The organism is Streptomyces sp. NPDC030995 (assembly GCF_055571215.1).
On the sequence record NZ_JBVIFS010000012.1, the window covers coordinates 171,211 to 196,364 of the forward strand.

At 72.2% G+C, this 25,154-nt stretch carries 26 protein-coding genes and 1 pseudogene; 15 read left to right on the top strand and 12 right to left on the bottom strand.

Annotation, left to right across the window (positions count from 1 at the left end):
* Window positions 1–3: 3 nt before the first annotated feature.
* A complete protein-coding gene (locus ACZ45T_RS20030) occupies window positions 4–993 on the bottom strand; it encodes an MsnO8 family LLM class oxidoreductase (RefSeq protein WP_468443025.1) in 990 nt (329 codons plus the stop codon).
* 70 nt (window positions 994–1,063) lie between these two features.
* Between ACZ45T_RS20030 and ACZ45T_RS20035 the strand changes: the two genes are divergently transcribed.
* Complete coding sequence (locus tag ACZ45T_RS20035; protein WP_468443027.1) at window positions 1,064–1,555, top strand: phosphatase domain-containing protein; 492 nt, start codon at window positions 1,064–1,066, stop codon at window positions 1,553–1,555.
* A 39-nt stretch (window positions 1,556–1,594) separates the two neighbouring features.
* On the opposite strand, the gene ACZ45T_RS20040 is transcribed toward ACZ45T_RS20035, so the two are convergent.
* Window positions 1,595–1,810 carry a dodecin gene (locus ACZ45T_RS20040; protein WP_366864411.1) on the bottom strand — a complete coding sequence of 72 codons (216 nt, stop codon included), beginning with the start codon at window positions 1,808–1,810 and terminating at the stop codon, window positions 1,595–1,597.
* A gap of 166 nt (window positions 1,811–1,976) precedes the next feature.
* On the opposite strand from ACZ45T_RS20040, the gene ACZ45T_RS20045 reads away from it, so the two are divergent.
* The 3 genes and pseudogenes from ACZ45T_RS20045 to ACZ45T_RS20055 form a co-directional block, all read left to right on the top strand.
* Complete coding sequence (locus tag ACZ45T_RS20045; RefSeq protein ID WP_468443030.1) at window positions 1,977–3,239, top strand: extracellular solute-binding protein; 1,263 nt, start codon at window positions 1,977–1,979, stop codon at window positions 3,237–3,239.
* 142 nt (window positions 3,240–3,381) lie between these two features.
* Window positions 3,382–4,272, top strand: a complete 891-nt coding sequence (locus ACZ45T_RS20050; RefSeq protein ID WP_468443032.1) for a GNAT family N-acetyltransferase — start codon at window positions 3,382–3,384, stop codon at window positions 4,270–4,272.
* Window positions 4,269–4,796 (top strand): annotated as a pseudogene (locus ACZ45T_RS20055) (lysophospholipid acyltransferase family protein); the annotation flags it as partial. The gene ACZ45T_RS20050 and the pseudogene ACZ45T_RS20055, both read left to right, overlap by 4 nt.
* A 338-nt stretch (window positions 4,797–5,134) precedes the next feature.
* On the opposite strand, the gene egtD reads toward ACZ45T_RS20055, so the two are convergent.
* The 4 genes from egtD to egtA are packed head-to-tail and all read right to left on the bottom strand — an operon-like array spanning window position 5,135 to window position 9,499.
* On the bottom strand, window positions 5,135–6,121 hold the full coding sequence (egtD, locus tag ACZ45T_RS20060; protein WP_468443034.1) for an L-histidine N(alpha)-methyltransferase: 987 nt from the start codon (window positions 6,119–6,121) through the stop codon (window positions 5,135–5,137).
* Window positions 6,118–6,876: an ergothioneine biosynthesis protein EgtC gene (egtC, locus tag ACZ45T_RS20065; protein WP_468443036.1), complete on the bottom strand. Its 759-nt coding sequence runs from the start codon at window positions 6,874–6,876 to the stop codon at window positions 6,118–6,120. The genes egtD and egtC overlap by 4 nt, the downstream gene beginning before the upstream one ends.
* Window positions 6,876–8,246 carry an ergothioneine biosynthesis protein EgtB gene (gene egtB, locus ACZ45T_RS20070; protein ID WP_468443038.1) on the bottom strand — a complete coding sequence of 457 codons (1,371 nt, stop codon included), beginning with the start codon at window positions 8,244–8,246 and terminating at the stop codon, window positions 6,876–6,878. The genes egtC and egtB overlap by 1 nt, the downstream gene beginning before the upstream one ends.
* Entirely contained in the window at window positions 8,189–9,499 is a 1,311-nt protein-coding gene (egtA, locus tag ACZ45T_RS20075) for an ergothioneine biosynthesis glutamate--cysteine ligase EgtA (protein ID WP_468443040.1), read from the bottom strand. Before egtA ends, egtB begins: the two co-directional genes overlap by 58 nt.
* A gap of 115 nt (window positions 9,500–9,614) precedes the next feature.
* On the opposite strand from egtA, the gene ACZ45T_RS20080 reads away from it, so the two are divergent.
* Window positions 9,615–10,460 (top strand): TIGR02452 family protein, encoded by an 846-nt coding sequence (locus ACZ45T_RS20080; protein ID WP_468443042.1) that lies wholly within the window; start codon window positions 9,615–9,617, stop codon window positions 10,458–10,460.
* A gap of 72 nt (window positions 10,461–10,532) precedes the next feature.
* Here the strand turns inward: ACZ45T_RS20080 and ACZ45T_RS20085 are convergent, their stop codons facing one another.
* On the bottom strand, window positions 10,533–10,997 hold the full coding sequence (locus ACZ45T_RS20085; protein WP_468443044.1) for a type II toxin-antitoxin system PemK/MazF family toxin: 465 nt from the start codon (window positions 10,995–10,997) through the stop codon (window positions 10,533–10,535).
* A gap of 124 nt (window positions 10,998–11,121) precedes the next feature.
* Here ACZ45T_RS20085 and ACZ45T_RS20090 point away from each other — a divergent pair, with 124 nt between their 5' ends.
* Entirely contained in the window at window positions 11,122–11,538 is a 417-nt protein-coding gene (locus ACZ45T_RS20090) for a hypothetical protein (protein ID WP_468443046.1), read from the top strand.
* The gene (locus tag ACZ45T_RS20095) at window positions 11,522–12,865 is read left to right on the top strand and encodes a hypothetical protein (protein WP_468443048.1); all 1,344 of its coding nucleotides are present in this window, start codon (window positions 11,522–11,524) and stop codon (window positions 12,863–12,865) included. The genes ACZ45T_RS20090 and ACZ45T_RS20095 overlap by 17 nt, the downstream gene beginning before the upstream one ends.
* 71 nt (window positions 12,866–12,936) lie before the next feature.
* Here the strand turns inward: ACZ45T_RS20095 and ACZ45T_RS20100 are convergent, their stop codons facing one another.
* From ACZ45T_RS20100 to ACZ45T_RS20110, 3 genes are all read right to left on the bottom strand, one after another.
* Window positions 12,937–14,385 (bottom strand): amidase, encoded by a 1,449-nt coding sequence (locus tag ACZ45T_RS20100; protein WP_468443050.1) that lies wholly within the window; start codon window positions 14,383–14,385, stop codon window positions 12,937–12,939.
* 60 nt (window positions 14,386–14,445) lie between these two features.
* Entirely contained in the window at window positions 14,446–15,141 is a 696-nt protein-coding gene (locus tag ACZ45T_RS20105; RefSeq protein WP_468443052.1) for an alpha/beta fold hydrolase, read from the bottom strand.
* A 73-nt stretch (window positions 15,142–15,214) separates the two neighbouring features.
* Window positions 15,215–15,457 carry a hypothetical protein gene (locus ACZ45T_RS20110; RefSeq protein ID WP_468443054.1) on the bottom strand — a complete coding sequence of 81 codons (243 nt, stop codon included), beginning with the start codon at window positions 15,455–15,457 and terminating at the stop codon, window positions 15,215–15,217.
* Between the two features lie 162 nt (window positions 15,458–15,619).
* Between ACZ45T_RS20110 and ACZ45T_RS20115 the strand changes: the two genes are divergently transcribed.
* The 5 genes from ACZ45T_RS20115 (at window position 15,620) to ACZ45T_RS20135 (ending at window position 21,822) form a co-directional block, all read left to right on the top strand.
* Window positions 15,620–16,666, top strand: a complete 1,047-nt coding sequence (locus ACZ45T_RS20115; protein WP_468443056.1) for a LacI family DNA-binding transcriptional regulator — start codon at window positions 15,620–15,622, stop codon at window positions 16,664–16,666.
* Between the two features lie 165 nt (window positions 16,667–16,831).
* Window positions 16,832–18,031 carry a thiolase family protein gene (locus ACZ45T_RS20120; protein ID WP_468443058.1) on the top strand — a complete coding sequence of 400 codons (1,200 nt, stop codon included), beginning with the start codon at window positions 16,832–16,834 and terminating at the stop codon, window positions 18,029–18,031.
* Between the two features lie 173 nt (window positions 18,032–18,204).
* Window positions 18,205–19,644 carry an aldehyde dehydrogenase family protein gene (locus ACZ45T_RS20125; RefSeq protein WP_468443060.1) on the top strand — a complete coding sequence of 480 codons (1,440 nt, stop codon included), beginning with the start codon at window positions 18,205–18,207 and terminating at the stop codon, window positions 19,642–19,644.
* Window positions 19,645–19,945: 301 nt separating this feature from the next.
* A complete protein-coding gene (locus ACZ45T_RS20130) occupies window positions 19,946–20,353 on the top strand; it encodes a thioredoxin family protein (RefSeq protein WP_468443062.1) in 408 nt (135 codons plus the stop codon).
* Between the two features lie 41 nt (window positions 20,354–20,394).
* Complete coding sequence (locus ACZ45T_RS20135) at window positions 20,395–21,822, top strand: dihydrolipoyl dehydrogenase family protein (protein WP_468443064.1); 1,428 nt, start codon at window positions 20,395–20,397, stop codon at window positions 21,820–21,822.
* A 4-nt stretch (window positions 21,823–21,826) separates the two neighbouring features.
* Here ACZ45T_RS20135 and ACZ45T_RS20140 read toward each other — a convergent pair whose 3' ends face one another.
* Window positions 21,827–22,027 carry a DUF5988 family protein gene (locus ACZ45T_RS20140; protein ID WP_468443066.1) on the bottom strand — a complete coding sequence of 67 codons (201 nt, stop codon included), beginning with the start codon at window positions 22,025–22,027 and terminating at the stop codon, window positions 21,827–21,829.
* 225 nt (window positions 22,028–22,252) lie between these two features.
* Between ACZ45T_RS20140 and ACZ45T_RS20145 the strand changes: the two genes are divergently transcribed.
* The 3 genes from ACZ45T_RS20145 (at window position 22,253) to ACZ45T_RS20155 (ending at window position 24,843) form a co-directional block, all read left to right on the top strand.
* Window positions 22,253–23,329 carry a glycosyltransferase gene (locus ACZ45T_RS20145; RefSeq protein WP_468443068.1) on the top strand — a complete coding sequence of 359 codons (1,077 nt, stop codon included), beginning with the start codon at window positions 22,253–22,255 and terminating at the stop codon, window positions 23,327–23,329.
* A gap of 23 nt (window positions 23,330–23,352) precedes the next feature.
* Window positions 23,353–23,925 carry a hypothetical protein gene (locus ACZ45T_RS20150; RefSeq protein ID WP_468443070.1) on the top strand — a complete coding sequence of 191 codons (573 nt, stop codon included), beginning with the start codon at window positions 23,353–23,355 and terminating at the stop codon, window positions 23,923–23,925.
* Window positions 23,926–24,069: 144 nt separating this feature from the next.
* Window positions 24,070–24,843: a metallophosphoesterase gene (locus tag ACZ45T_RS20155; RefSeq protein WP_468443072.1), complete on the top strand. Its 774-nt coding sequence runs from the start codon at window positions 24,070–24,072 to the stop codon at window positions 24,841–24,843.
* On the opposite strand, the gene ACZ45T_RS20160 is transcribed toward ACZ45T_RS20155, so the two are convergent.
* Window positions 24,816–25,124, bottom strand: coding sequence for a DUF2087 domain-containing protein (locus ACZ45T_RS20160; RefSeq protein ID WP_468443074.1), 309 nt, complete (start codon window positions 25,122–25,124; stop codon window positions 24,816–24,818). The two genes, ACZ45T_RS20155 and ACZ45T_RS20160, sit on opposite strands and share 28 nt — an antisense overlap.
* Between the last annotated feature and the right edge of the window lie 30 nt (window positions 25,125–25,154).

The following is a 25,154-nucleotide window of genomic DNA, read 5'->3' on the forward strand; positions in this document are numbered from 1 at the left end:
AGTTTAGGGGCCCGCGATGCGCGCCAGCCGACCGAAGGAGTCCAGCAGCGCCGTCCGGTCGTAGGTGGAGGTGGTGACCAGCAGCTCGTCCGCGCCGGTCAGCGCGGCGACCTCGGACAGCTCCGCCGCGACCTGCTCCTCGGTTCCGTGGACGTGCCCGGCGAGGGCGTTCTCGTACAGCTCCCGCTCCTTCGGGCTCATCTCCAGTGCCTCGATCTCCTCGGCCGGGCGGAGCGGCGGGAAGCTGCCACGGACGCGGGAGTACGCGAGCGACCACGCCTCCGGAACCAGGATGCGCCGGGCCTCCTCCGCGGTGGCGGCGACCGCCACCGTCCCGGAGACCACCACGTACGGCTCCGAGCCCCCGGCGGCGGGCCGGAACTCCTCGCGGTACCTCTCCACGGCCTCGCCGACCCGGCCGCGGGCCCGCAGATCGCCCACCACCAGCGGCAGCCCGGCCCGGGCGGCGATCCCGGCGCCCTCGCCGGTGGCCAGCACGAAGGCGGGTACGCGCAGCCCCTCGGCCGGGTGGGCGTGCACCTCGGGGTGCGCCCGCTGGGTGCCGTCGAGCCAGCCCAGCAGCTCCGCCAGCTGCTCCTCGAAGCGGTCGGCGTCCCCGATGTCGCGCCCCAGCGCCCGCCGGATCCCGTTGGTGAAGCCGACCGAGCGGCCGAGCCCCATGTCGATCCGGCCGGGGAACAGCGACTCCAGGACCCCGAACTGCTCCGCGACGACGAGCGGCTGGTGATTGGGCAGCATGACCCCGCCCGTGCCGACGCGGATCCGCCGGGTGGCCCCGGCGACGGCCGCGGCCAGCACGGCCGGCGCGGAGCCCGCGACCCCGGGCACGCTGTGGTGCTCCGACACCCAGAAGCGGTGGTAGCCGAGCTCCTCGGCCGCACGGGCGAGCTCCACGGTGTCGCGCAGGGCCTGGGGGGCCGAGTGGCCCTCGCGGGTGCGCGACCGGTCGAGTATCGAGAGTTTGCGGATCACACAGTGCTCAACGTCCGGGGGCCGTGAGGATTCCCCCGGGGGTGCCCCTCGGATCTCCTAGGGTGGCGGGATGAGCGACACCACCACGCGGCCGCTGGCCGTCTTCGACATCGACAACACCCTGGCGGACACCGGCCATCGCCAGCACTTCCTGGAGCGCCGCCCCCGGGACTGGGCCGGCTTCTTCGGCGCCGCACCGGCCGATCCGCCGCTCGGGCGCGGTGTCGCGCTGGCGGTGGAGAGCGCCGAGGACTGCGAGGTGGCGTACCTGACCGGGCGTCCCGAGCGGTGCCGGGCGGACACGGTCGACTGGCTCGCCCGGCACGGGCTGCCCGAGGGGCGGCTGTGGATGCGCGGAAACCAGGACCGGCGGCCCGCCCGGACGACCAAGCTGGAGGTCCTCGAGCGGATCGCCCGCGGCCGGGAGCTGCGGATGCTCGTGGACGACGACGAGCTCGTGTGCCAGGCCGCGCGCGCCGCCGGTTTCCGGGTGGTCCTCGCGGACTGGGCGGCGGACGCGCCCGAGCTCAAGACCGCCCAGGAGGCCGAGGGCCGGACCTGAGCCCGGGGGCGCCTCCCGGCCCGCGCCGTGCTCCGGGTCTCAGTCCTCGCCGTCGAGGCGGAAGCCGACCTTGAGCCCCACCTGGAAGTGGGCGATCTCCCCGTTCTCGATGTGGCCGCGTACCTGGACCACCTCGAACCAGTCCAGATTGCGCACGGTCTGGCCCGCCCGGGCGATCCCGTTGCGGATGGCCTGATCGATGCCCTCGTGGGAGGTGCCGACGATCTCGGTCACCCGGTACGTGTGATTGGACATGGAGGTCTCCCGACAGTGGGTGGCTTTTGCCTGGTTCTACGGTGCCCCAGTAAGTCCGGCTCCGCGAACTTTGCGTGAACAGTCCCGAGCGAAAGGCACTTGACCGGCCTATTGGTCTATGCCAATTTCTAGCCATCTGAGATCGAGCCCCCAGAAGGTGACCCTCTTGAAGATGCGCTACCTCGCCGTGTGCACCGCCCTCGCGGCCGCGACCGCCCTCACAGGCTGCAGCCAGCCGGCCGACTCGGCCGGGGGGCCGCAGAAGGTGACGCTGTGGCTGATGAAGGGCAGCGCCTCGGAGGACTTCATCGGAGAGTTCACCGCGTCGTTCGAGAAGGAACACCCCGGCGTCGACCTTGAGGTCAAGATCCAGGAGTGGACGGGCATCGGGGACAAGGTCAACGCCGTCCTCGAAGGCAAGAGCAAGGAGACCGCCGACGTCATCGAGGTCGGCAACACCCAGGTCGCCCGGTACATCGAGACCGGCGGCATCGAGGAACTCACCCTCGAAGGCCTGCGCGAATGGGGCAGCAAGGACTGGCTCAAGGGCCTGTCCGACCCGGGGAGCATCAACGGCGCCCAGTACGGCATCCCGTGGTACGCCGCGAACCGCGTGGTCATCTACAACAAGGACCTCTTCGCGAACGCCGGGATCAAGGCCCTGCCCAAGAACCGCCAGGAGTGGATCCAGGCCACCCAGAAGCTCGACAAGGGCGACCAGCAGGGCATCTACCTCGCGGGCCAGAACTGGTACGTGCTCGCCGGCTTCATCTGGGACGAGGGCGGCGACATCGCCGTCGAGACCAGCGGCCAGTGGGTCGGCACCCTCGACGACGAGAAGGCCCTGGCCGGCATGGACTTCTACAAGCAGCTCCAGGCCCTCGGCGACGGCCCCAAGGGCGCCGACGAGGAGACGCCCCCGCAGTCACAGGTCTTCGCCCGCGGCGAGGTCGCCCAGATCATCGCCCCGCCCGGCCAGGTCGCCGAGATCGAAGCGGCCAACCCCGCACTCAAGGGCAAGCTCGGCTTCTTCCCGATCCCCGGCAAGACCTCCGACAAGGTGGGCGCGGTCCTCACCGGCGGCTCCGACCTGATCATCCCGGAGCGGACGAAGCAGCGGAAGGGCGCCGTGGACGTGATCACGGCCCTGGTCAGCGAGAGGTGGCAGACCGAACTCGCCCGGACGATGAGCTACGTCCCGAACAAGACCACCCTGGCGCGCGTGGTCGAGGGCAACGAGGGCGCCGCCGCCATGGCACCCGGCGCAGCCCAGGGCCGGGCCACCCCCAAGTCCGCCCGCTGGGCCGAGGTGGAGGCCAAGAACCCGATCAAGCCCTTCATGACCGCCGTGCTCACTGGTCAGGACCCCAAGCAGGCGGCCCGGGCAGCCTCCGACGAGATCGGGAAGGTGCTCAGCTCGGACCGCTGAGAGGAGCCACCATCGAGTTCAGCGTCCGCACATCCAAGTGCCGCTGAGCGGTCATGTCGAATCCAGCCGGTCACGGAAGAAGTAAAGGAGCCAGGCCACGCACCTGCCGGCCTGGCCCTCCGTGCCCGGATCAGGAGCAGCCATGACCATCGCACCCCTGTCCCCGTCCCCCCTTTCCCCCGCCCCGCTCCCCGCCTCCGCCCCCCTTCCCGCCTCCTCCGCCCTCCCCGCCTCCTCCGCCCTCCTCACCCCCACCGCCACCTCTTCCCCGGCCACCCGGGCCAAGGGCGCCGCGCAGGCCCCCGGCCCCCGCTACGCCGTCCGCATCGCCCGCGACGAGGCCGAGGTGCGCGCCGCCCAGCGGCTGCGCCACCAGGTCTTCGCCGGCGAGCTCGGCGCCCGCCTGGACGGGCCCGAGCCGGGCCTCGACTCCGATGCCTTCGACGCGTACTGCGACCACCTCCTCGTCGTCGACGAGGAGACCGAGCAGGTCGTCGGCACCTACCGGCTGCTGCCCCCGGAGCGGGCCGCCGTCGCCGGCCGCCTCTACTCCGAGAGCGAGTTCGACCTCTCCGCCCTCGCCCCCATCCGCCCCGACCTGGTCGAGGTCGGCCGCTCCTGCGTCCACCCCGACCACCGCAACGGCGCCGTCATCGCCCTGATCTGGGCCGGCCTGGCCCACTACATGGACCGCACCGGGCACAACTGGCTCGCCGGCTGCTGCTCGATACCGCTCGCCGACGGCGGGGTCCTGGCCGCAGCCACCCGGGAGACCGCCCTGACCCGCAGCCTCGCCCCCGAGGAGTACCGGGTCACCCCGCACCTCCCCTGGAACCCCGAGGGCATCACCTTCCCCGACCGGATGGAGCTGCCCCCGCTGCTGCGCGGCTACCTCCGCCTGGGCGCCTGGGTCTGCGGCGAACCCGCCCTCGACGCCGCGTTCGGCTGCGCGGACCTGTACGTGCTGCTCTCCCTGCGCCGCACCAACCCGCGCTACCTGAAGCACTTCCGCTCGCTCGTCCCCAACGCATGAGCGTCTGGCTGCCCACCTCGCCCTGCACCCCCGAGGCCTGCGCCGGCCACGCGGGGAGCACCGCGAGCGTCCCGCACGCGGTGCTCCGGCTCACCGCGGGCACGGCCCTGATCCTGCTGGGGATCCTGGGTGCCCCGCCGGTCAGGCTGCTGCCGGCCGGCCCCCGGCACACGGTGGTGCGGGCCTGGTCGACCGCACTGGTACGGGCCTTCGGCATACGGATCACCGTGTACGGAAGCCCGGGCCCCGGCGGCGGCCGCCTCGTCGTCGCCAACCACATCTCCTGGCTGGACATCCCGCTCGTCGGCGCCGCCCTGCCCGGCCGGATGCTGGCCAAGAGCGACATCCGCACCTGGCCGGTGCTCGGCCGCCTCTCCAACCAGGCGGGCACCCTGTTCATCGAGCGCGACCGGATCCGCTCCCTGCCCGCCACCGTCGAGGCGATCACCCGCGCCCTGCTGGCCGGGGACCGGGTCACCGTCTTCCCCGAGGGTTCCACCTGGTGCGGACGGGCCCGGGGGACCTTCCGCAGGGCCGCCTTCCAGTCGGCTCTGGACGCCCGGGTACCCGTACAGCCCGTACGGCTCGCGTACCTGAGCTGCGAGGGGAATCCGGCCGGGGCGCCCGCCTTCGTCGGGGACGACCCGCTGACCGCCTCGCTGTGGCGCATCGCCCGGGCCCGCGGGGTGCGGGCCGAGGTCAGACTGCTGCCGCGGATCCCGCCGGGCCGGTACGCGCACCGGCGGGACCTCGCGATCGCGGCTCAGGAGGCCGTCGCCGGAGCCTCAACCCCGGCCGAGGCCCGGGCCGCGCACCCGCACCCGGCTCCGCCGGCGGGGCCGCGTCCGTCGGGCCGGGCCGCTCAGCCGGCCGGGCCGCTCGGCGACGGGCCGACCTCCGACAGCGACAGCGCGAAACGCCCAGCCGCGTCCGTCCACCACTGGGTCAACTCCAGTCCCGCCGACGCCAGTTCCTTCCGCACGCCCTCCTGACGGAACTTCGCGGAAACCTCCGTCAGGATCTCCTCGCCCGCCGCGAACGGCACCACCAGATCCAGGGCCCGGATCTTCACCACCACCTCCGACCGGGCCCGCAGCCGCATCTCGATCCACTCCTGCTCCTTGTTCCACACCGCCACGTGCGCGAAGTCGGCGGTGTGGAAGTCCGCGTCCAACTCCCTGTTCATGACGGCCAGTACGTTCTTGTTGAACTCGGCCGTCACCCCTCGCGCGTCGTCGTACGCCGCCACCAGCACGGCCTCGTCCTTCACCAGGTCCGTACCCATCAGCAGCGCGTCCCCGGGCGACAGCATCGCCCGTACGGCCGCCAGGAACACCGCCCGCTCCGGCGGTAGCAGGTTCCCGATCGTGCCGCCCAGGAACACCACCAACCGGGGACCGGGGGAGTCCGGCAGGTGCAGCGCGCTGGTGAAATCCGCCAGCAAGGCGTGCACCCGCAGCCCCGGATGCTCCGCGAACAGCGTCTCGGCCGCCCCCCGCAGGGCGCTCTCGCTCACGTCCACCGGCACGTACATGTCCAGGGCGGGCATCGCCTCGATCAGGTGCCGGGTCTTCTCCGAGGAGCCGGAGCCCAGCTCCACCAGGGTGCGGGCGCCGCTCGCCGAGGCGATCTCCTGCGCCCGCTCCAAAAGGATCTCCCGCTCGGCCCGCGTCGGGTAGTACTCGGACAAGCGGGTGATCTCCTCGAAGAGTTCACTGCCCCGCGCGTCGTAGAACCACTTGGGCGGCAGCACCTTGGGGGTGCCCGTCAGGCCCCGCAGCACATCCGTACGCAGCGCCGCCTCCGCGGCGTGCTCGTCGAGGGTCCGGGTCAACTGGAAGCTGGTCACGGGCAGTTCTCCTTGAGCGGGGTCAGATCGACCCACGTACGGGTGGCGGTCAGCAAGGTCCGGTCGGGCACTTCACACCATCGGGGGTCGTCGTCGTACGGCTCGGACGCCACCACCGTCCGCTGCGCCCCCGCGTCGGCCAGGTACCAGAGCGAATCGCCCCAGGCCGTCGCGGCGATGGCGACACCGTCCGTCAGCAGCAGGTTCAGCCGGGACCCGGGCGCGGCCGCGGCCAGCTCCCGGACCGGTTCGGCGAGCGCCGTGCCCAGGTCGTCACCGGCCCGCAGCCGGCGCAGGACCAGCGCCCAGACCAGCGCCGAATCGGTGCGCGCGGCCAGCCGGAGCAGTTCCTCGGGCGGCAGCCCGGCGGCGAGCGGGGCCGCCGAGTGCGGCCAGTTCCGTATCGCGCCGTTGTGGCTGAACAGCCACGGCCCCTCCGCGAAGGGCGCGGCCGCCGCCTCCCCGTCGGCCCCCGGCTGCGTGGCGTCCCGTACGGCGGCCAGCGCGGCCCCGCTGCGCACCACCCGGGCGAGATCGGTGAAGGAGAGGTCGGCCCAGATCGGCCCGGCCCGCCGGTAGCGGGCCGGAACCGGGTCGCCCTCCGCGTACCAGCCGATGCCGAAGCCGTCGGCGTTGACCGTGCCGCTGCGCTGGCGGCGCGGCTCCCAGGACTGGCGCACCAGTGAGTGCTCCGGCTCGCTCAGCAGCCGCCCGAGCGCCACCACCGGGCCCAAATAGGCGAGATGACGGCACATCAGGCATCCCTCGCGGTCCGGAAGCCGGAGAAGATCTGCCGCCGCACCGGGAGGTCCCAGTTGCGGAAGGTGCCCCGGCAGGCCACCGGGTCCACCGCGAAGGAGCCGCCGCGCAGCACCTTGTGCTCCGGGCCGAAGAACACCTCCGAGTACTCCCGGTACGGGAAGGGCCGGAAACCCGGGTACGGCAGGAAGTCGGAGGCCGTCCACTCCCACACGTCGCCGATCAGCTGGCGCACCCCGAGCGGGGAGGCCCCGGCCGGGTAGCTGCCCGCTCGGGCGGGGCGCAGATGGCGCTGCCCCAGATTGGCGTGGGCGGGCGTCGGGTCCGCGTCACCCCACGGGTAGCGGGTCGAGCGGCCGGTCTTCGGATCAAAGCGGGCCGCCTTCTCCCACTCCGCCTCCGTGGGCAGCCGCCGGTCCGCCCAGCGGGCGTAGGCGTCCGCCTCGTACCAGCTGACGTGCAGCACCGGCTCGTCGTCCGGCACCGGTTCGATCGCCCCGAAGCGGCGGCGCACCCACTGGCTGCCCTCCGCGTGCCAGAACAGCGGGGCCTCGATGGAGTGGGCCCGTATCTGCTCCCAGCCCTCCGGGGCCCACCAGCGGCGCTCGCGGTAGCCGTCGTCCGCCATGAACTCCTGGAAGTCGGCGCAGGTCACGGGCGCCGTGTCGATCCAGAACGGTGCCACCTCCCGCTCGTGCGCGGGGCGTTCGTTGTCCAGCGACCACGGCTCGACCGAGGTGCCCATGGTGAACGGCCCGCCCGGCACGAGGACTTCGGGGGCCGTCGGAGCCGGACCGCGCGGCGGCGACGGGTCCGGGGCGGCCAGCACGGGCGCGCCCCTGCGGAGCTGATGGGTGATCAGCATGGTCTCGTCGTGCTGCTGCTCGTGCTGGGCGATCATCCCGAAGACGTAGCCGGAGTCCAGCAGCGCCGTCCCCTCGAGGGGGGTGCGCTCCAGCAGGTCGAAGACGCGACCGCGCACCTCGGCCGCGTACTTGCGGGCCTCCTCGGGCCCCAGCAGCGGCAACTTCGGCCGCTCGGCGCGGGGACGCTCGAAGGCGTCGTAGAGCGGGTCGATCTCGGGGCGCATGGCCTCGTGTCCCGCGACGTTGCGCAGCAGCCAGAGCTCCTCCATGTTCCCGATGTGCGCCAGGTCCCAGACGAGCGGGGACATGAGCGGGGAGTGCTGGGCGGTCAGTTCGGGGTCGGTCACCGCGTCGGTGAGCGCGGCCGTGCGCGCCCGCGCCGTGGTCAGGGCGGCCGCGGCCCGCTCGCGAAGGTCTTCCGTGGACTGCGTGGGTTGCGTCGTCACCGTCGGGCCTCCTTCCCGGTGAACTGCTGTTGGTCCTGCTCGTCGGCCGGACATCGGCCGCGCAGGACGAAACGTTCGGTGAAGGCGCCCACCGTGTCCTGGACGTGCGCGCTCGCGCCGAGCCGGGGCAGGGCCTCGGCCGCGGCCAGGAAACAGGCCGTCGCGGCCGTCCGCAGCTCCTGGTGGCGCAGACCGTGGCGGGCGGCGGACCGCCAGAGCGGATTGCGGGGCGCGGGCTGCGTGCCGTAGGCGTCGGCCAGCGCCTTGGTCACCCGGTACGCGGTCTCGGCGGCCTCCGGATCGTCGAACAGTGCGTGCACGACGGCCACCGGGACCAGCCAGCCGTCGTCACCGGGCTGCGCGTCGATCATCCGCAGCTCCAGGTGGCCGCGCGGCCGTACGGGCGGGAACAGCGTGGTCAGGTGGTAGTCGAGGTCCTCGGCGGTGGGCGCGCGCAGGCCCGGGCCGTCGCCCGCGCGCAGCCAGTCGCGGAAGGTCGTACCGCGCGGGACCTCCCACGGCCCCCCGTCGTACGACCGTACGCACATCACCTCGGTGTCCAAGGCCTGCCGCGTCCACCCGGACCGCGGATCGGCGTCCAGCGGCGGGGCGAGCGAGCGCCGGGTGTCCAGGTCGCTCCAGATCCCCTGGCGGGCGCAGCGCCAGCCGGCGTACGGGCCCTCGTGCGCGGGGGAGTTGGCGAAGGCGGCCACGAGGACCGCGCCCAGCAGGTGTGCCAGCCGCCAGCGCCGGCCGTGGCCGAGTGCGCCCGGTTCCTCGTGCCCGGCGTCCACGCAGACCTGGACGGAGGCGGAGCCGCACATCATGGCGCGGCCGGCCGGGCCGGTGCGGTCGAGGTAGGCCTCCATCGCGTCGTAGCGCGGGCTGCTGAGCAGCCGGCGGTACGGCAGGCGGGGATCGCGGCCGAGGCCGCGCAGGACCAGCCCCTGCGCGAGCAGGGCGGTGCGTACGGCGGTGAGATCGCCCTGCAGGCCGTCCACGCATCCGGCGAGGGAGGCGGCCGGGACCGAGCTGAGTTCGAGCTGACCGCCCGGTTCGACGGTCAGCCGGGAGTGCAGGGGCAGTGCGCGGGCGGCGGTGTGCGCCGCTCGCAGCCGCTCGGGGGACAGGGGCTGCTCGGGCCGCTCGGCGTCCAGGACCAGCCATTCGAGCTCGGCGCCGATCAGTCGGGGCGGGCCCGTCTTGAAACAGATGCCGTGGATCAGCGCCTCGGCCTCGGGCTCGGTGATCGTGGAAGTCGCAGGGGGAGCGGGGGAAGCAGATGAAGCAGGTGAATCCTGTGGCATGACCGGGTCCTCGTCTCCTGTCGTCGGCGATGACATCACCCGTGCCTACCCGTCCCTCGAACCGTCGAACACAAATTCCTTTGCCGCCGGAGGGAGGAGTGCCGAGGATGGGCCCGTGAGCAGCAGATTGCGCGAGATCGCGCGGGAGAACGCGGAGATCCTGGCGTCCGGCGGCTACCGGACGCGGTCCGGACGGCAGGTCCCGCTTGCCGCCGCCCTGGCGGAGGCCAAGGCAGGAACCAGGATATATGGACCAAACCGGGTCATTCCAGACGAAGAGGTCGTCCGTGGGCGCACCCGGACGGCCGTCGAGGTCACCGGGGAGAGCAGCACGGTCGCGGCGCGCAGGCTCGCCGTGGACGGCCCGGAGCAACCCGAGGGGGCGGCCCGGGTGGCGGTCCTGAACTTCGCGTCGGCCCGGAATCCCGGGGGCGGCTACGTCCGCGGGGCCAAGGCCCAGGAGGAGGCGCTGTGCCGCGCCTCGGCCCTGTACGAGACCCTGCTCCAGGCCCCGGAGTACTACGAGGTGCACCGCGCGGAGCGCAGCACCTTCTACACCGACCGGGTGATTCACTCGCCCGGGGTCCCCGTCTTCCGCGACGACCGGGGTGAGCTGCTGGAGACCCCCTTCCGGGCCGGCTTCCTCACCTCACCCGCCCCGAACGCGGGCACGATCCGGCGCCAGGAGCCGGACCGGGTCGCCGAGATCCCCGGGGCGCTGGTCCGGCGCGCGGAGCTCGTACTGGAGGTGGCCGCGCTGCACGGCTACCGGCAGCTGGTGCTGGGCGCCTGGGGCTGCGGGGTGTTCCAGAACAGCCCGGCGGAGGTGGCGGAGGCCTTCCGGGGACTGCTGGCGGGCCGCTTCGCGGGGGTGTTCGAACAGGTGGTGTTCGGGATCCTGGACCGCAAGCCCGAAACGCGGGAGGCCTTCGAGCGGGCCTTCGCGGACTTCGGGACCTGAGGCGCGGCCGTCCGGGTGGCCGCGCCCGGCGGTCCCCCTGCCCCCGACTGGCTGTCGGCTGTCGGCTACCGGCTACCGCCAGCCGTAGCGCTCGCGCAGCCGGTCGACCACCAGCTGGAAGCGCCCCCGGTCCAGCGCGCAGGCCTCGCGCCGCATCCCCGACTCGTGCACCCGCAGTACCCGGTCGACGTCCACCCAGGACTCCCGCCCGGCGTTGTCCCACGGACCCGTGCCGATCGGCACCCACTCCCGGTCGTGGTCGTGCCGCTTGCTGGACAGCTGCACGGCGAGCAGGGTCCGCCCGCCCGCTTCCCGCGCCACGACCAGTACCGGCCGGTCCTTGCCGCGGCCGTCGTTCTCCTCGAAGGGGACCCAGGTCCACACGATCTCGCCGGGATCGGGATCCCCGTCCGGGTCGGGCGCGTACTCGGTCCGCACCGGCCCGATGACGTGCGGATCGGCCTCGACGGTGGCGGTGTCCCCGTCGCGTCCGGGCTGCTCGATGTGACCGTTGCTGTGATGCGAAAGTGCCGTCATTCGGCGGAGATTACTGGGTCTTGGGGCCCCCTGTCGCGCGGTGTGGATGTGAGGACGGCGCGCCGTTTTCCTCGGGTCGTGAGGGGTACGTAGTAGCCACCGATGACGGGCAAGGGGGGCCTTGGTGGTGCTGGAGGGCGAGGTTCGGTTCCATCTGTTCACGGATGCGGCGCTGGGCGAGACGGCAGAAGCAGAGGCCGTTCTCGCAACCGCGGCGGTGAGGCACAGAACGATCCGGGCCCACGGCAGCGTTCCGCTGGGTGACGTCCTCATCGCGGGGTCGGCATCGCTGACGGCGATCACCCACCTCATCGTGAGTCTTCGCCGGCAGTTCAAGCGCGGGATCTTGATCGACGCGTTGGGATCGGACGGTCTCGTCGTCAAAGCCGACGGGTCCTTGCCGCGCGGCCTGGTCGTCATTCGCAACCCGGACGGGCAGATCGAAGTCCGCGAAGCGGAGGGTTTGGGACAGGCCATTGCCGGGGCCGTCGGTGCCCGAGCCCAGGACCCGCAGGCTTCGCCGAGTGGTCCTGGTGTCTGAGCTCCCGTACAACCGCAGTCGGCTCTTTGCGGACCACCAAGATGCCGGCCTCGCGGCTGAGGCGATCGAGCTGGCTCGCGTCTTCGCGGACAGGAAGTTCATCCGAGCCGCCAACCCGGACAGTGAGTGGCTGCGGGACTGGTCGCGGTACGTCGAGTACAACGAGCGTACCCGCGGCCTCTTGGACGGGCTTCTCCTCGCATGGGCGGTCACACCGGGCGAGAGCGGGACACCGCACGGATTCGGCAAGGCGCAGGAGATGGCAGGCCGGCTGGAGGCGTTCGTCCTGGCCTCCTCCGCCCTGGAGTGCCAGGTGTTCGAGCACCCGACCCGCGGTGGCCGACAAGGCTACGTCGTTGCCCTGTCCGCCTTCGCGAGCGACCTCATGGCGACCGTCTCGTGGGCGCTGGCTGCCCTTTACCACTCGTACCAAGCAGGCGAAGAGACACCAACCGACCTGGGTTCCCTGGAGGCCTACTTCAAGAAGTACGGGCCGAGCAGGGACGCCGTGCGGCTGCTGGACCAGGCGATGGCGTCATACCTCACCGTCTGGGAGTCGAGTGACGGGCGCCTGACGGCGCCGATGTCGATCCTCCCGACGACCAGTGACGGGAGCGAGGAAGGCGACGCCGCACTTCTGGAAGCCAATACCACGCACGCCGCCTGCCAGACGTTTCTGCTGGCGCATGAGTTCACGCACATCACGCTCAACCACTTCGGTTCCGAGGACCGTTCTTCCAGTCTCCCGCCAGACAGCTTCTTGAGGGATTTTCCGGAGGAGACCCGACGTGAAGTCGAGGCGGACTGCGGCGCATTCGTTCTGGCGATGAACACCCTGATCGTTCGTGAGGGTGACGATCCGCGCATTCCGGACTTCGCGGCATTGAAGAAGAGCAAGCCGTTCTCGCGGCCGTCGCGCATGCCCGGGAAAAGGCGCAGGCAAGAAAAGGCCCGGCAAGAACTCGAGGTGCTGTGGCGCTGCGTCAACCACGCCACCGACGCTTGCCTCTCCTTCTACGCGGTCACTGATCTGCTGTCCGCCGTGGCCAGGCACCGCGGCAACGAAGCGCAGGCACTGCGCTTCGAGAAGGTGGCGGAGCGCCGGGACGCCGTACGGGGCTACGTGGGGTGGGTCCGGCGAGGGCTGGAGCAGACCTGGGGGTTTCCCATGTGGGACCCCGAGGACGTCCGGCGATGGGAGCACTTGGACCGGCACATCGACTACCTCAAGCGGACGTTGGTGCCGACCCTCGGTGCGGCTCCGGCTCCACCCCCTGCGTCCAACGACATCCCGGCAACCTTCCGTCGTGATCGTCCGCACATGTAGGCCCGTAGTGGGTTCCTGAAGGGAACCCGCCGGGAGGTCGGCCTTCCTCAATGGTGTTTGTCGAGTTCTTCTCAGTGCCCCGGACGTACTGACGCCCACCCCTCCGCCGCCTCCACCTGCGCGGCCAGCCCCAGCAGCAGCGGCTCCGAGTCCGCCGGGCCCAGCAGCTGGGCCCCCATCGGCAGCCCGTCGGCCGTCAGACCCGCCGGGACGTTCACCCCCGGCCAGCCCAGGACGTTCCACGTCCAGGCGTACGGGCAGGCGGCGATCATCGCCCGGTCCGTGGCCATGGCTCCCAGGCCGGCCAGCGCTCCGATCCGCAGCGGCGGTGTGGCCGTCGTCGGGGTCAGGACCACGTCGAAGCGGTCGAAGATCTCGCCGACCCGCCGCCGGAGCCCCGCCTCCGCCCGGCGGGAGACCCGCAGGGCCAGTCCGCCCAGCATGCGGCCGGTCCGTACCGCCTCGTGCGTGCGCGGGTCCAGCAGCGCCGGGTCCGGTACCCGCGCCGCCAGGTCCCGTACGCCACTCGTCGCGCGGGGTACGAAGGTCAGGCCGATCGGGCCGTACCGCGGATCCTCCGGGACCACCTCGTGCCCGAGCGACTCCAGCCGCCCGGCCAGCCGCTCCACCGCGGAACGGACCTGAGGGTCAAGGGACTTGGGCGTCGCCGTGAAGGCCATCCCGAAGGAGAGCGCGATCCGCAGCCGGCGCGGCGCGCGCGCGGCCGCCTCGACCGCCGAGATCCGGGCCGGGCGGTGCACGTCCTTGGGGTGCGGGCCGCTCGCCGCGTCCAGCAGGAGCGCCGCGTCGGCGACGCTGCGGGCCAGCACGCCGTTGACCGTCAGCCCGTGGAAGGGCTCGGGCTCCGGCCAGGTGGAGATGCGCCCGCGCTGCGGTTTCACGCCGATCAGGTGGGTCCAGGCCGCGGGGATCCGTACCGACCCGCCGCCGTCCGACCCCAGCGCCGCCGGGACCAGGCCCGCCGCCACCGCGGCCGCCGAACCGCCGGAGGAGCCGCCGGGCGTGTAGGCCGGGTTCCACGGATTGCGGGTCTCGCCGAAGGCCTCGCCCTCGGTGAAGGGCCACTGGCCCAGCTCCGGCGACTGGGTCTTGCCGACGATCACCGCGCCGGCCGCGCGCAGCCTTCGTACCGCCTCGCTGTCCGCGGCCTTCGGGGGGAAGGCCCCGGCGCAGCCGAAGGCGGTCGGCTCCCCGGTCACGTCCATGTCGTCCTTGACCGCGAGCGGTACGCCCAGCAGGGGCAGCCGCTCGCCCGCGGCCAGCCGGCGGTCCGCCGCGTCCGCCTCCGCGAGCGCGGCGTCGGCGCGTACGGTGCGAAACGCGTTGAGCTCGGGCTGCGCCGCCGCGATGCGGAGCAGCGCCTGCTCGGTCAACTGCCGGGAGGACACGCTGCCTTCGGCGAGCGCGGCGGCCATCTCGACCAGGCCGGCCGGCGCCGTGGCCGTCGCTGTGGCAGCTGTTGTGTGTGCTGAAGCTGAAGAAACCGAAGAATCCGACATCGCGAACCACTCCCCGTTACCGATCGGTAGTAAGACGGTAAGGGGGAGTGGTCGGCCTGACTAGATCCATCCCTCCAGGGAGGCCGCGAATCCGTCGAAGTCGTCGCGGTGGACGGTGTGTCCGGCCCCGGGTACCGAACGCACCTCGAAACCGCGGCTCTTGAGCGTCCGCGCCCGCTCCGGCGTGATCAGGGCACTCGGGTCGGCCAGTTGCACGAGGGAGGGGACCACCGGCGCGGCCGGCATCAGGTCGGCGCCGAGCAGCGGGGCGAGGCTCAGCGCGGTCGCTTCGTCCCACACCGCCAGGGTCTCCAGCTCGATGTCCACGTCCGCCTCCTCCCAGCGCGGGCTCATCGCCTGGATCTGCTCCCTGGACGCCGACTTGAACCGGGCCAGCGCCTCCGGCCCGAAGCCCTCCGCGGGGCCGGCGAGGTACCACGCGGGGTCGGAGAACACTGCCCGCCGCGGCTTCAGCCGGTCCACGGCCAGCGACAGCGTCAGGCCGCCGAGCGAGTGGCCGATGACGAGTTCGGCGCCCGCCGGAAGCGTCTCGACCACGTCGTCCGCGTAGAGCTCGGGGCTGTACTCACCGCGGCCACTGGCCCCGTGGCCCCGCAGGTCCACGGCGATGACGCGGTAGCCGCGGTCGGCAAGGGCGGGGCCGACCCGGCGCCAGGTCCGGTGATCGGCCATGATGCCGTGGATCAGGAGGGCGACGCGGTCGCCCTCGCCCCAGGTCCGGGTGTGCAGCTGCATGCTGGTGCCTTTCTCGACGGTGTTCTGTGGACGGCGCATTGCGGTGGTCCGGACCGGTGACGCGCAGCGGCGGTCAGCGCTTGAAGACCGTGGCGAAGATCGCCGAGACCCCCGCGATCAGGCCGAAGTTCGCCACCTTGTCCGCCGGCTCGATGTCCTCGAGCTGGAGCGCGAGCAGGACGCCGGCCGCCGACGTAGAGCGCGTACGTGGCGCTGGCGGGTCAGGGGCCGATGGGGTGCGGGCGAGGGGTGCGCGCCGCCCTGTCGCGGTGGCGGGGTGCGACGAGTGCGACAGGGCGGCGGCACGGCTGGGCACGTGCGGCGACATGTGGGGCGGCACGTGGGATGTCACAACCGCAGGCGAAGGATGTGACGCTGTGCTTACACGTGTCAATGACTCGTGTAAGCACTGTGTAGCATTCCTTTCAGGCCATCCGCTAGCCCCCGGGCCCAACCGGTCTGGAAAGATGCCACGGCAATGTCTCAGTCATCGAAAGCGCCGAAGCCGCCGACCCCGGCCCCCGGACCGCCCACGCCGCCACTCCCCGTCCCGACCAGCGCGGACGTGGCCCGCCTCGCGGGCGTATCGCGCGCGACGGTCTCGTACGTGCTGAACAACGCGGAGGCCGTACGCATCAGCGAGCCGACCCGCCGCAAGGTCCGCGAGGCCGCCGAAGAGCTGGGGTACGTCCCGCACGCGGCCGCCCGCAGTCTGCGCGCCGGCCGGACCCGGATCGTGCTGCTGCCCACCCCGAACGCGCCGATCGGGCCGCTCTACAGCACCTTCCTCAACGAACTCCAGTGGGCGCTGCGCCGCCTCGACTACACCGTGGTCCAGTACGGGAGCCTGGGGCTCAGCGGCGACGAGGCCGTGCGCGCGTGGGCGGAGCTGCGTCCGGTGGCGGTGATCTCCCTGGGCGAGATCCCGCTCTCCGCGCACAACGTCGCCACCCTCAAGCGGGCCGGGGCCCGCGCGGTGATCACCATGGGCCCGGTCGGCGTACCGGGGGCCCACGCGCTGGTCGTGGACCAGCAGGAGGTCGGCGCCCGGGCCGCCGCCCACCTGGTCGAGCGGGGCCGGCGCCGGATCGGTGTGGTCGTCCCGCAGGAGGAGGGGCTGGAGCTGTTCTCCGCACCCCGGCTGGCGGGAGCCCGTACGGTGGCGGGCGCCGAGGTCCAGCCCCTCCCGCTGGCCTACTCCGAGGAATCGGCGGCCGCGCTCGCGGCCCGCTGGCGAGGGCTCGGGCTGGACGCGGTCTTCGCGTACAACGACGAGTACGCGATGCTGCTGATGAGGGCCTTGCAGGACGAGGGGCTGCGCGTCCCCGAGGACGTCGCCGTCATCGGCGCCGACGACCTGCTCCTCGGGCGGCTCCTGCGGCCCCGGCTGAGCACGGTGCAGATAGAGATGCCGACCGGTGACCACCTGGCGTCGCTGGTGGACCACGCGGTGCGCGAGCCGTCCGAGGCCACGGAGCGGCACGACCTGATCGCGGCCGTCGCCATCCACCGGGAGTCGACCTGATGGTGCGCGGCGGTGCCCGGTGCTTCCCCGGGGGCCGTTGACAGGCGGTGACGTGCGGAAGGAGACTGCGGGCGCGCCCCACCGGGCGCACCCGGTGGCGTGTCCACGTGCCCACACCGGCACCGATGCGCCGCCGCCCGTACGGATCCGCCCAGGAGAGCCGCCATGAGCATCCGCACCGTCCGCGACGTCTACGTCGTCGACGCCGTCCGCACCCCGATCGGCAAGTTCGGCGGTGCCCTCGCAGGGGTCCGGCCGGACGACCTGGCCGCGCACGTGGTGCGCGCTCTGGTGGACCGTACGCCCGACCTCGATCCGGCGCGTATCGACGACGTCGTGTTCGGCGACGCCAACGGCGCGGGCGAGGACAACCGGGACGTGGCCCGCATGGCGGTGCTGTTGGCGGGGCTGCCCGTGAGCGTCCCCGGGGTCACCGTCAACCGGCTCTGCGGGTCCGGCCTCGAAGCCGTGGTCCAGGCCGCGCGCGCGATCGCCCTCGGCGACGCCTCCGTGGCCATCGCGGGCGGCGTCGAGTCGATGAGCCGTGCCCCCTGGGTCGTCCAGAAGCCCGAACGGACCTTCCCCGCCGGGCACCAGCAGATGTGGTCCACCACCCTCGGCTGGCGGATGACCAACCCGCGCATGCCCGCGGAGTGGACCGGCTCGCTCGGTGAGGGCGCCGAGCTGGTGGCGGACAAGTACGGCATCACCCGCGAGGCGCAGGACGCCTTCGCGCTGGAGAGCCACCGCAAGGCCGCGGCCGCCTGGGCCGCCGGGCTGTACGACGACGAGGTCGTGCCGTACGCGGGCGTGGACCTGGTGCGGGACGAGTGCATCCGGGAGGGTTCCACGCCCGAGGCGCTGGCCAAGCTCAAGCCCGCGTTCCGGACGGACGGCCGGGGCACGGTCACGGCCGGCAACGCCTCGCCGCTCAACGACGGCGCCGCCGCCCTGCTGTTGACGGACGAAGCGGGGCTGGCCGCCACCGGCCGGGAGCCGCTCGCCCGGATCAGCGCCTCCGCCGTCACCGGGATCGAGCCCCAGTTCTTCGGCCTGGGTCCCGTCGACGCCGTCCAGCGGGCGCTGGCCAAGGCCGGCCGCGGTCTCGGCGACCTCACCACCTTCGAACTCAACGAGGCTTTCGCCGCACAGGCGTTGGGCTGCCTGGCGGCCTGGCCGGAGCTCGACCCGACCGTGGTCAACCCGCGCGGTGGCGCCATCGCGATCGGCCACCCGCTCGGTGCCTCCGGCGCCCGGCTGGCCGGCTCGGTCGCGCACCAGCTGGCGGCGGCGGGCTCGGGGACGGGCATGGCGGCCCTGTGCATCGGCGTCGGTCAGGGCATCGCGCTCGTCCTGGAGCGCTGAACCCGCCCCCACCGCCGGGGTGTCGATCGTTTCCGGTCACCACCCATGCCCAACTGCCCAATAACTGAACAGAAGTGGCGCCCCGGGTCTGGCACGATGGCGCGTGCTGCCACCCCTCGGGGGGTGTTTCACCGCCCCGCAGCCCGCCCATCCCCACCCGGAGGCCCCGCGCCATGCCGCTCCTCGACCCGACGCTCTGGCAGGACGGACCCACCCTCACCGGCGGCGCCGCCCCGGTCGTCGAACCCGCCACCGGCCACACCCTCGCCACCCTCGCTCTCGCCGCCCCCGCCGATGTCGCGGAGGCCGCCGTACGGGCCCGCGCCGCGCAGCACGACTGGGCGCGCGCCACCCACCTGGAGCGGGCTGCGGTGCTGCGCCGCGCCGGGGACCTGTTCGCCACCCACGCCGACGAGCTGCGGGAATGGCTGGTCCGCGAGTCCGGCTCGATACCCGGCAAGGCCGACTTCGAGCTGCACGTCGCCGCGCAGGAGTGCTACGAGGCGGCCGCGCTGGCCTCGCGCCCGACCGGCCAGGTGCTGCCCAGCGAGGCGCCCCGGCTGTCCTTCACCCGCCGGGTCCCGGCCGGGGTCGTCGGGGTCGTGACCCCGTTCAACGCCCCGCTGATCCTGGCGATCCGCTCGGTCGCACCGGCCCTGGCACTCGGCAACGCGGTGCTGCTGAAGCCGGACCGGCGCACCGCCGTCTGCGGCGGACTCGCCCTCGCCGCGGTCTTCGCCGCCGCCGGACTGCCCGGCGGGCTGCTGCACGTCCTGCCCGGCGGGCCCGAGACGGGCGCCGCGGTGGTCGCCGACCCGCTGGTCCGCGTGGTGTCCTTCACCGGGTCCACCGCCGCCGGCCGGTCCGTCGGCGAGCTGGCGGGTCGTCACCTGACCCGCGCCCACCTGGAGTTGGGCGGAAACTCCGCACTCGTCGTGCTCCGCGACGCCGACGTCGAGGCCGCCGTCGCCCAAGCCTCCTGGGGCTCCTTCTTCCACCAGGGCCAGATCTGCATGACCGCCGGGCGCCACCTCGTCCACGCATCGCTCTACGACGAGTACGTCGAGCGGCTCGCCGTGCGCGCCGAGGAGCTGGCGGTGGGGGACCCGTACCGCGAGCCGGTCCACCTGGGCCCGCTGATCGACCGGGGCCAGCTGGAGCGCGTACACGCCCTGGTGGAGGCCAGTACCGCCCAGGGGGCCAAGCTCCTCGCCGGGGGCACGCACCGGGACCTCTTCTACCGGCCGACCGTACTGGCGGGCGTCGATGCCGACACCCCCGCCTACGCCGAGGAGGTCTTCGGCCCGGTCGCGCCCGTACGGTCCTTCGCGACGGAGGAGGAGGCGGTGAAGCTGGCGTCGGCGGGCCCGTACGGCCTCTCCCTCGGGATCGTGACCCGGGACGCGGCGCGCGGGCTCGACCTGGCCGGGCGGATCCCGACCGGGATCGCGCACATCAACGACCAGACGGTCAACGACGAGGCGGTCGCCCCGTTCGGCGGGGTCGGCGTCTCCGGCACCGGAGCCCGTTTCGGCGGCGAGGCCAACCTGGACGCCTTCACCGAGCTGCGCTGGACGACGTCCCGCGCCACGCCCGCCGGCCACCCCTTCTAGTGCTGTGACCGGCAAGGTTCACCGGGTCGCGGCCCCCGGCACGGCACCTCGCCGCGTTGTCGGACCGCGCCGGTACGTCCAGTACGAGCCGCGGTCCTCCGCCTTGCGATGTGTCCCCTAGGCCCTGCGGGCCTGGGGAAGCCCCATGGCACCGGACGCCGCGACCCGGCAAACCTTTCCGGCCACAGCACTAGGCCCCTGGGCGCGTAGGCCCGCAGGCTCTCTAGACCCTGTCCGAGGAATCTCCGCGGCAGGTTGTTCGTTCAAGGATCAGACGGCTCAATCAGGAGGTCTGGAAACCGTGGCTACAGTCGAGCTCACCAAGGAAAACTTCGACCAGACGGTCAGCGAGAACCCGTTCGTACTGATCGACTTCTGGGCGGGCTGGTGTCGGCCGTGCCTGCAGTTCGCCCCGGTCTACGACAAGGTCTCGGAGGCCCACCCCGACCTGGTCTTCGCCAAGGTCGACACCGAGGCGCAGCAGGAGCTGGCGGGCGCGTTCCAGATCACCTCGATTCCCACGCTCATGATCGTCCGCGACCAGGTGGCCATCTTCGCCCAGCCGGGCGCCCTGCCGGAGGCGGCCCTGACGGACCTCATCGGGCAGGCCCGCGCGCTCGACATGGACGAGGTCCGCGCCAAGATCGCCGCCACGCAGGAGGGCGGGCAGAACCCCGGCGCCCAGGACCCCGGCACGCCGGAGGCCTGAGTACGTGACGCGGCCGCGGACCAGCGGCGACACTGGTCCGTATGACTGAACCCGTGGAGTACGACGTCGTGGTGCTCGGCGGGGGGCCGGCCGGCGAGAACATCGTCGACCGGACCCGCGCCGCCGGGCTGAGCACGGCGCTGGTGGAGAGCGAACTGGTCGGCGGCGAGTGCTCGTACTGGGCGTGCGTCCCGAGCAAGGCCCTGCTGCGCCCGGTGCTGGCGCGGGCCGACGCCCGCCGGGTGCCGGGGCTGGCGGCGGCCGTCGAGGGACCCCTGGACAGCGCGGCGGTGTTCGCGCACCGCGACTACTGGGTCGGTGACTGGAAGGATCAGGGCCAGATCGACTGGCTCGACTCCATCGGCGCCCACGTGTACCGGGGCCACGGCCGCCTCTACGGGGTCCGCAAGGTCGCCGTCACCAGCCCCGAGGGCGAGCACCACGTGCTGTCGGCCCGGCACGCGGTGGTCGTCGCCACCGGCACCCGGGCCGTGATCCCCGACCTGCCCGGGATCGCCGGGGCCCGCCCCTGGACCAGCCGCGAGGCGACCTCCGCGCAGGAGGCCCCCGGCCGGCTGCTGATCGTGGGCGGCTCGGTGGTGGCCGCCGAGATGGCCACCGCCTGGCAGGCCCTCGGATCGCAGGTCACCGTGCTCGTACGCGGCTCACGGCTGCTGCCGCGGATGGAGCCCTTCGCCGGAGAGCTGGTCGCCGAGGCGCTGCGCGAGGCCGGCGCGGTGGTCCGTACGGGTGTGGCCGTCGAGGCAGTCGTACGGGACGGCTCCACCGGCCCCGTCGAGGTCGTGCTGGAGGGCGGCGAGATCCTGGAGGGCGACGAACTGCTGATGGCGACGGGCCGTTCACCGCGGACCGAGGACATCGGGCTGGACACCGTCGGCCTGCCGGCCGGGGAGTGGATCGGGGTCGACGACACCTGCCGGGTGCCCGGGCACGACTGGCTGTACGCCGTCGGGGACGTCAACCACCGCGCACTCCTCACCCATCAGGGCAAGTACCAGGCGCGGATCGCGGGCGCGGCCATCGCCGCCCGCGCCGCCGGCACCCCGTTGGACACCGGCCCGTGGGGCGCCCACACGGCGACCGCCGACAACCGCGCCCTCCCGCAGGCGGTCTTCACCGACCCGGAGGCCGCCGCGGTGGGCCTCACCCTGGCCGAGGCCGAACGGGCCGGCCACCGGGTGCGCGCCGTCGACTACGACCTGTCCAAGGTCTCCGGCGCCGGGCTGTACGCCGACGGCTACCGCGGCCGGGCCCGGATGGTCGTCGACCTCGACCGCGAGATCCTGCTCGGGGCCACCTTCGTCGGCCCGGGCGCCGCAGAGCTGCTCCACGCGGCCACCATCGCGGTCGCGGCGGAGGTGCCGATCGCGCGGCTGTGGCACGCGGTGCCGGCCTTCCCGACGATCAGCGAGATCTGGCTGCGGCTGTTGGAGGCCTACCGCGGTTGAGCCCTCATTCGGCGATCTCCGTGCGTTCCCACCACTCGTAGACCGGCAGCTGTCCCTCCGGGCCGCTCCCGTGCCGCGACGTCATCTTGAAGTGCTCGTACCCGCCGCGGTGCGGGATCTTCAGGTCTTCGCCGGGAGTGGTGACCGCGACGATCCGGTCCGGCAGATCGTCCGGGCCGCCCTCCAGCAGTGCCTTGTTCGCCATGACCCCAGTGTTCCCATCCACGGCTCGGCCCGCATCACGAGGGCCGCGGCCGGGGCGTCACCGCAGGGAACCTGCGCGGGGAAGGCCGTGCACCGTTGATGCCCGGCCATGTCGTTGGATACGCTCCGGCCTCCACACGACGGGAGCCCGCACGTTCCTCCGTCGTCGACGCGCGGGAGTGTGAAGATGGGTGGACCGGCGCCCAGGCCCCGGCGGGTAGCCGTTGTGACCCTGCCGCTCGGGAACGGTCACACGGCGGCTGCCCACGTCATCGCGAGCGTTCTGCGGAGGGACGGCATCCAAGCCGTGGTGTACGACCCTTCGGAGACCCTGTATTCCCTCTTCCCGCTGACCCGAGTGCTGAGTCGGTTTTACCGGTTCGCGGTCAACTGGAGAGGTGGGGCCGTCCATCTCGCTCTTTACCGGCTGGCGGACCGCCACCCGACCGGCGTGTCCAGAATCGTCAGTATCGTGTTCGGTCGGCGTTTCAAGGCCTGGCTGAATTCCATCGGGCCCGTGGACTCCTTCGTTTCGACCTTCTCGCTGCTCGGATTTCTCCTGGGAGAGAAAGGCGAGGCGCCCGTCGTCTCCTTCGTCACGGACGCCGGGAAGGTCAACCGAATTTGGTTCCAGGGGTCGATCGAGAAGCACATTGTGCCCGATTCCGGCAGCTATGCCACGGCCGTGCGCTGTGGTGTGGAAAGCGGGAGGGTCTCCCTCGTGCGTCCCCCCATAGCGGTGGGCGGCAGGCTGGTCAGACGACAGGCCCGGCGAGACCTGAACCTTCAGGAGCGCTTCACGGTGCTCGTCACGGGGGGTGGCTCGGGCCTTGGGAAAGGCGTTCTGGAAGCCGCACGCGCGCTGGTCGCGGCACGCACCGACGTGCAGTTGCTGCTGAATGCGGGCAACAATGCCAGACTCTTCAAGGATTTCACGGATCTGTGTGCCGCGGAAACCAACTGCACGGTCACCGGATTCTCTTCGGAGTTCCCCCTCATGCTGGCAGCATGCGATCTCGTCGTCGGCAAGGCGGGGTGGCTGACTTTGAACGAGGCCATGTCGGCTCATCGCCCCACGCTGATCGTCGACGTTGTTCCCGGGCAGGAAGAGGGGAACTGCTCCTTCGCCGAGGAAGCCCGGGTGGGACGCCGGGTCAGCCCGATCGAAGTGCCGGAGGTGGTGCGGCTCTACGCCGGTTCGGAGTCAGCCCTGCGCGAGGATTTCACTTTCGTAAGTCACATGCTTTCCGCAGCATGGGCGGACGAGCTGACCAATGAGATGAAAAAGACGATCACGGGATAGGTGGTATTGACTTGCCGTCTTCGATGGAGGAAGAGATCAGCGCCGCGCTGCGTTCGGAAATTTCCGAGTTACGCGCCAGCTGTGAAACCCTGATCTTCGCGTTCGACCGGATGCTGAACTTCGCGCTCGCCTTCTCGGTGGGAGGTGCGGGAATCGCCTTGACGAAGGGGCACTTCATCGTCATGGCCGTGGTGCCCTTCCCGCTCGCTGTGATCGTCGGCTATCTGCTGTCCCTCAACGTGGAAGGTCTGAGCCGTGCCGGACACAAGAAGTATGTGGAGGAAAAGCTGAACGGCGTGCTGGGGGCGCCCGTTTACCTTGAGGAGAGTGCGGTCGCACCCACCCGGCAGGGGAATCACTGGTTCGGCCGCCCCGGCGTGGTGAGCATGCAGCTGACCGTGGGAGTCCTTCTCCTCGGAACCTTCGGGTTGGGCCTGCAAGCCGTTCTGGGGGAATATCACCAGTTCTGGATGCTGTACGCAGCAGCCATGCTGCTCTCGATCCTGTCCCTCGCGAGTTCCGTCCGTGAGCTCAGCCGAGCGTACGGGCTGGCGTACGAGGCGGCGAGGGATGCCGATTCCGCGTTCGGGTCGTAGGAGCCGGCCGCACGGCGATGGCGATGTGGGGGCGGCCCGTTCCCGCCCGCTGCTGGAGCGGCTGCCTGACCGTGCCGGCGGCAGAGCACCCTGTTGAATGTGGCGCACCAAATCTCTCGACCAGAGATCAAGGAGACACCGCCCGTGATCGTGATCGCCCACCTCAGCGACATCCATCTCAACGGCGGCCGGCGCGCAGCCGACCGTACCCGCGCCGTCATGGAGTACCTCGACGCTCTGCCGCACGACCTGGACGCCGTGCTCGTGAGCGGGGACATAGCCGACCACGCCGCCGCCCACGAGTACGAGGAGGCCGCCAAACTGCTGCGCTCGCGGCACCCGCTGGTCGTCTGCCCCGGCAACCACGACGAGCGGGCCGCTTTCCGGCAGGGCCTGTTGGGGGAGTCCGGGGAGGGGGCGGCCTCCACGGAACCGGTCGACCAGGTGGTGCGCGGCGACGGGTTCGTCCTCGCGGCGTGCGACTCCTCCGTACCCGGCGCGCACCACGGCCTGCTGGAGGATTCCACCCTGGCCTGGCTGGACGGCGTACTGACCGACACTCCGCGGGACACCCCGGTCCTGGTCGCCTTCCACCACCCGCCCGTCGCGCTGCAGACCCCGTACGTCGACGAGATCCGGCAGTTCGGGGAGGAGCGGCTCGCGGAGCTGGCCGGACGGCACCCGCACCTCACCGCGTTCCTGTGCGGGCACGCGCACACCGCGGCGGCCACCACCTTCGCGGGGCGGCCGGTGCTGGTGGCGCCTGGCGTGGTCTCCACCCTCCGGCTGCCGTGGGAGGGCCCGTCGGGGTCCTCCCCGCACGTCCACCTCGACGAGCCGCCGGCGGTCGCCTTCCACGTGCTCGGCGACGACGGGCGGCTGACGACCCATTACCGGGTGGTCATGGACCGCCGGTAGCTGCGGCCGTCACGGGTCCGCGTGAGCAGGCCCGAGGTGATCAGATAGCGCCGCAGCGCCGAGCAGTCCTCGTGCACGGTGCGCAGCGCGTCGTTCACCTCGGGTTCGGTGTACTCCCGGTCCACCGCGAAGAAGGTCTCGGCGAGGTGCACGAGGAGCTGCTCGCGGCGGGCGGCCTTGCGCGGAATGGCGATGAGCCGTCCGCCGGAGAACAGGTCCTGGACGTCCCGGCGGGCCGGGCGCGGTGCGCAGGACTGTTGGTATTCGGTGCTCTGTGACATATCGGCGAGCTTGGCCCGTCCACGGCCGGC

Excerpts from the sequence above, each read along its gene's own strand:
- ACZ45T_RS20120 (WP_468443058.1), top strand. The coding sequence starts at position 16,832 with ATGAGCATCCGCACCGTCCGCGACGTCTACGTCGTCGACGCCGTCCGC.
- ACZ45T_RS20035 (WP_468443027.1), top strand. The coding sequence starts at position 1,064 with ATGAGCGACACCACCACGCGGCCGCTGGCCGTCTTCGACATCGACAAC.
- ACZ45T_RS20115 (WP_468443056.1), top strand. The coding sequence starts at position 15,620 with ATGTCTCAGTCATCGAAAGCGCCGAAGCCGCCGACCCCGGCCCCCGGA.
- ACZ45T_RS20125 (WP_468443060.1), top strand. The coding sequence starts at position 18,205 with ATGCCGCTCCTCGACCCGACGCTCTGGCAGGACGGACCCACCCTCACC.
- ACZ45T_RS20160 (WP_468443074.1), bottom strand. The coding sequence starts at position 25,124 with ATGTCACAGAGCACCGAATACCAACAGTCCTGCGCACCGCGCCCGGCC.
- ACZ45T_RS20085 (WP_468443044.1), bottom strand. The coding sequence starts at position 10,997 with ATGACGGCACTTTCGCATCACAGCAACGGTCACATCGAGCAGCCCGGA.
- ACZ45T_RS20105 (WP_468443052.1), bottom strand. The coding sequence starts at position 15,141 with ATGCAGCTGCACACCCGGACCTGGGGCGAGGGCGACCGCGTCGCCCTC.
- ACZ45T_RS20050 (WP_468443032.1), top strand. The coding sequence starts at position 3,382 with ATGACCATCGCACCCCTGTCCCCGTCCCCCCTTTCCCCCGCCCCGCTC.
- ACZ45T_RS20040 (WP_366864411.1), bottom strand. The coding sequence starts at position 1,810 with ATGTCCAATCACACGTACCGGGTGACCGAGATCGTCGGCACCTCCCAC.
- ACZ45T_RS20135 (WP_468443064.1), top strand. The coding sequence starts at position 20,395 with ATGACTGAACCCGTGGAGTACGACGTCGTGGTGCTCGGCGGGGGGCCG.
- ACZ45T_RS20140 (WP_468443066.1), bottom strand. The coding sequence starts at position 22,027 with ATGGCGAACAAGGCACTGCTGGAGGGCGGCCCGGACGATCTGCCGGAC.
- ACZ45T_RS20100 (WP_468443050.1), bottom strand. The coding sequence starts at position 14,385 with ATGTCGGATTCTTCGGTTTCTTCAGCTTCAGCACACACAACAGCTGCC.
- egtB (WP_468443038.1), bottom strand. The coding sequence starts at position 8,246 with ATGTCCGGCCGACGAGCAGGACCAACAGCAGTTCACCGGGAAGGAGGC.
- ACZ45T_RS20150 (WP_468443070.1), top strand. The coding sequence starts at position 23,353 with ATGGAGGAAGAGATCAGCGCCGCGCTGCGTTCGGAAATTTCCGAGTTA.
- egtC (WP_468443036.1), bottom strand. The coding sequence starts at position 6,876 with ATGTGCCGTCATCTCGCCTATTTGGGCCCGGTGGTGGCGCTCGGGCGG.
- egtA (WP_468443040.1), bottom strand. The coding sequence starts at position 9,499 with ATGCCACAGGATTCACCTGCTTCATCTGCTTCCCCCGCTCCCCCTGCG.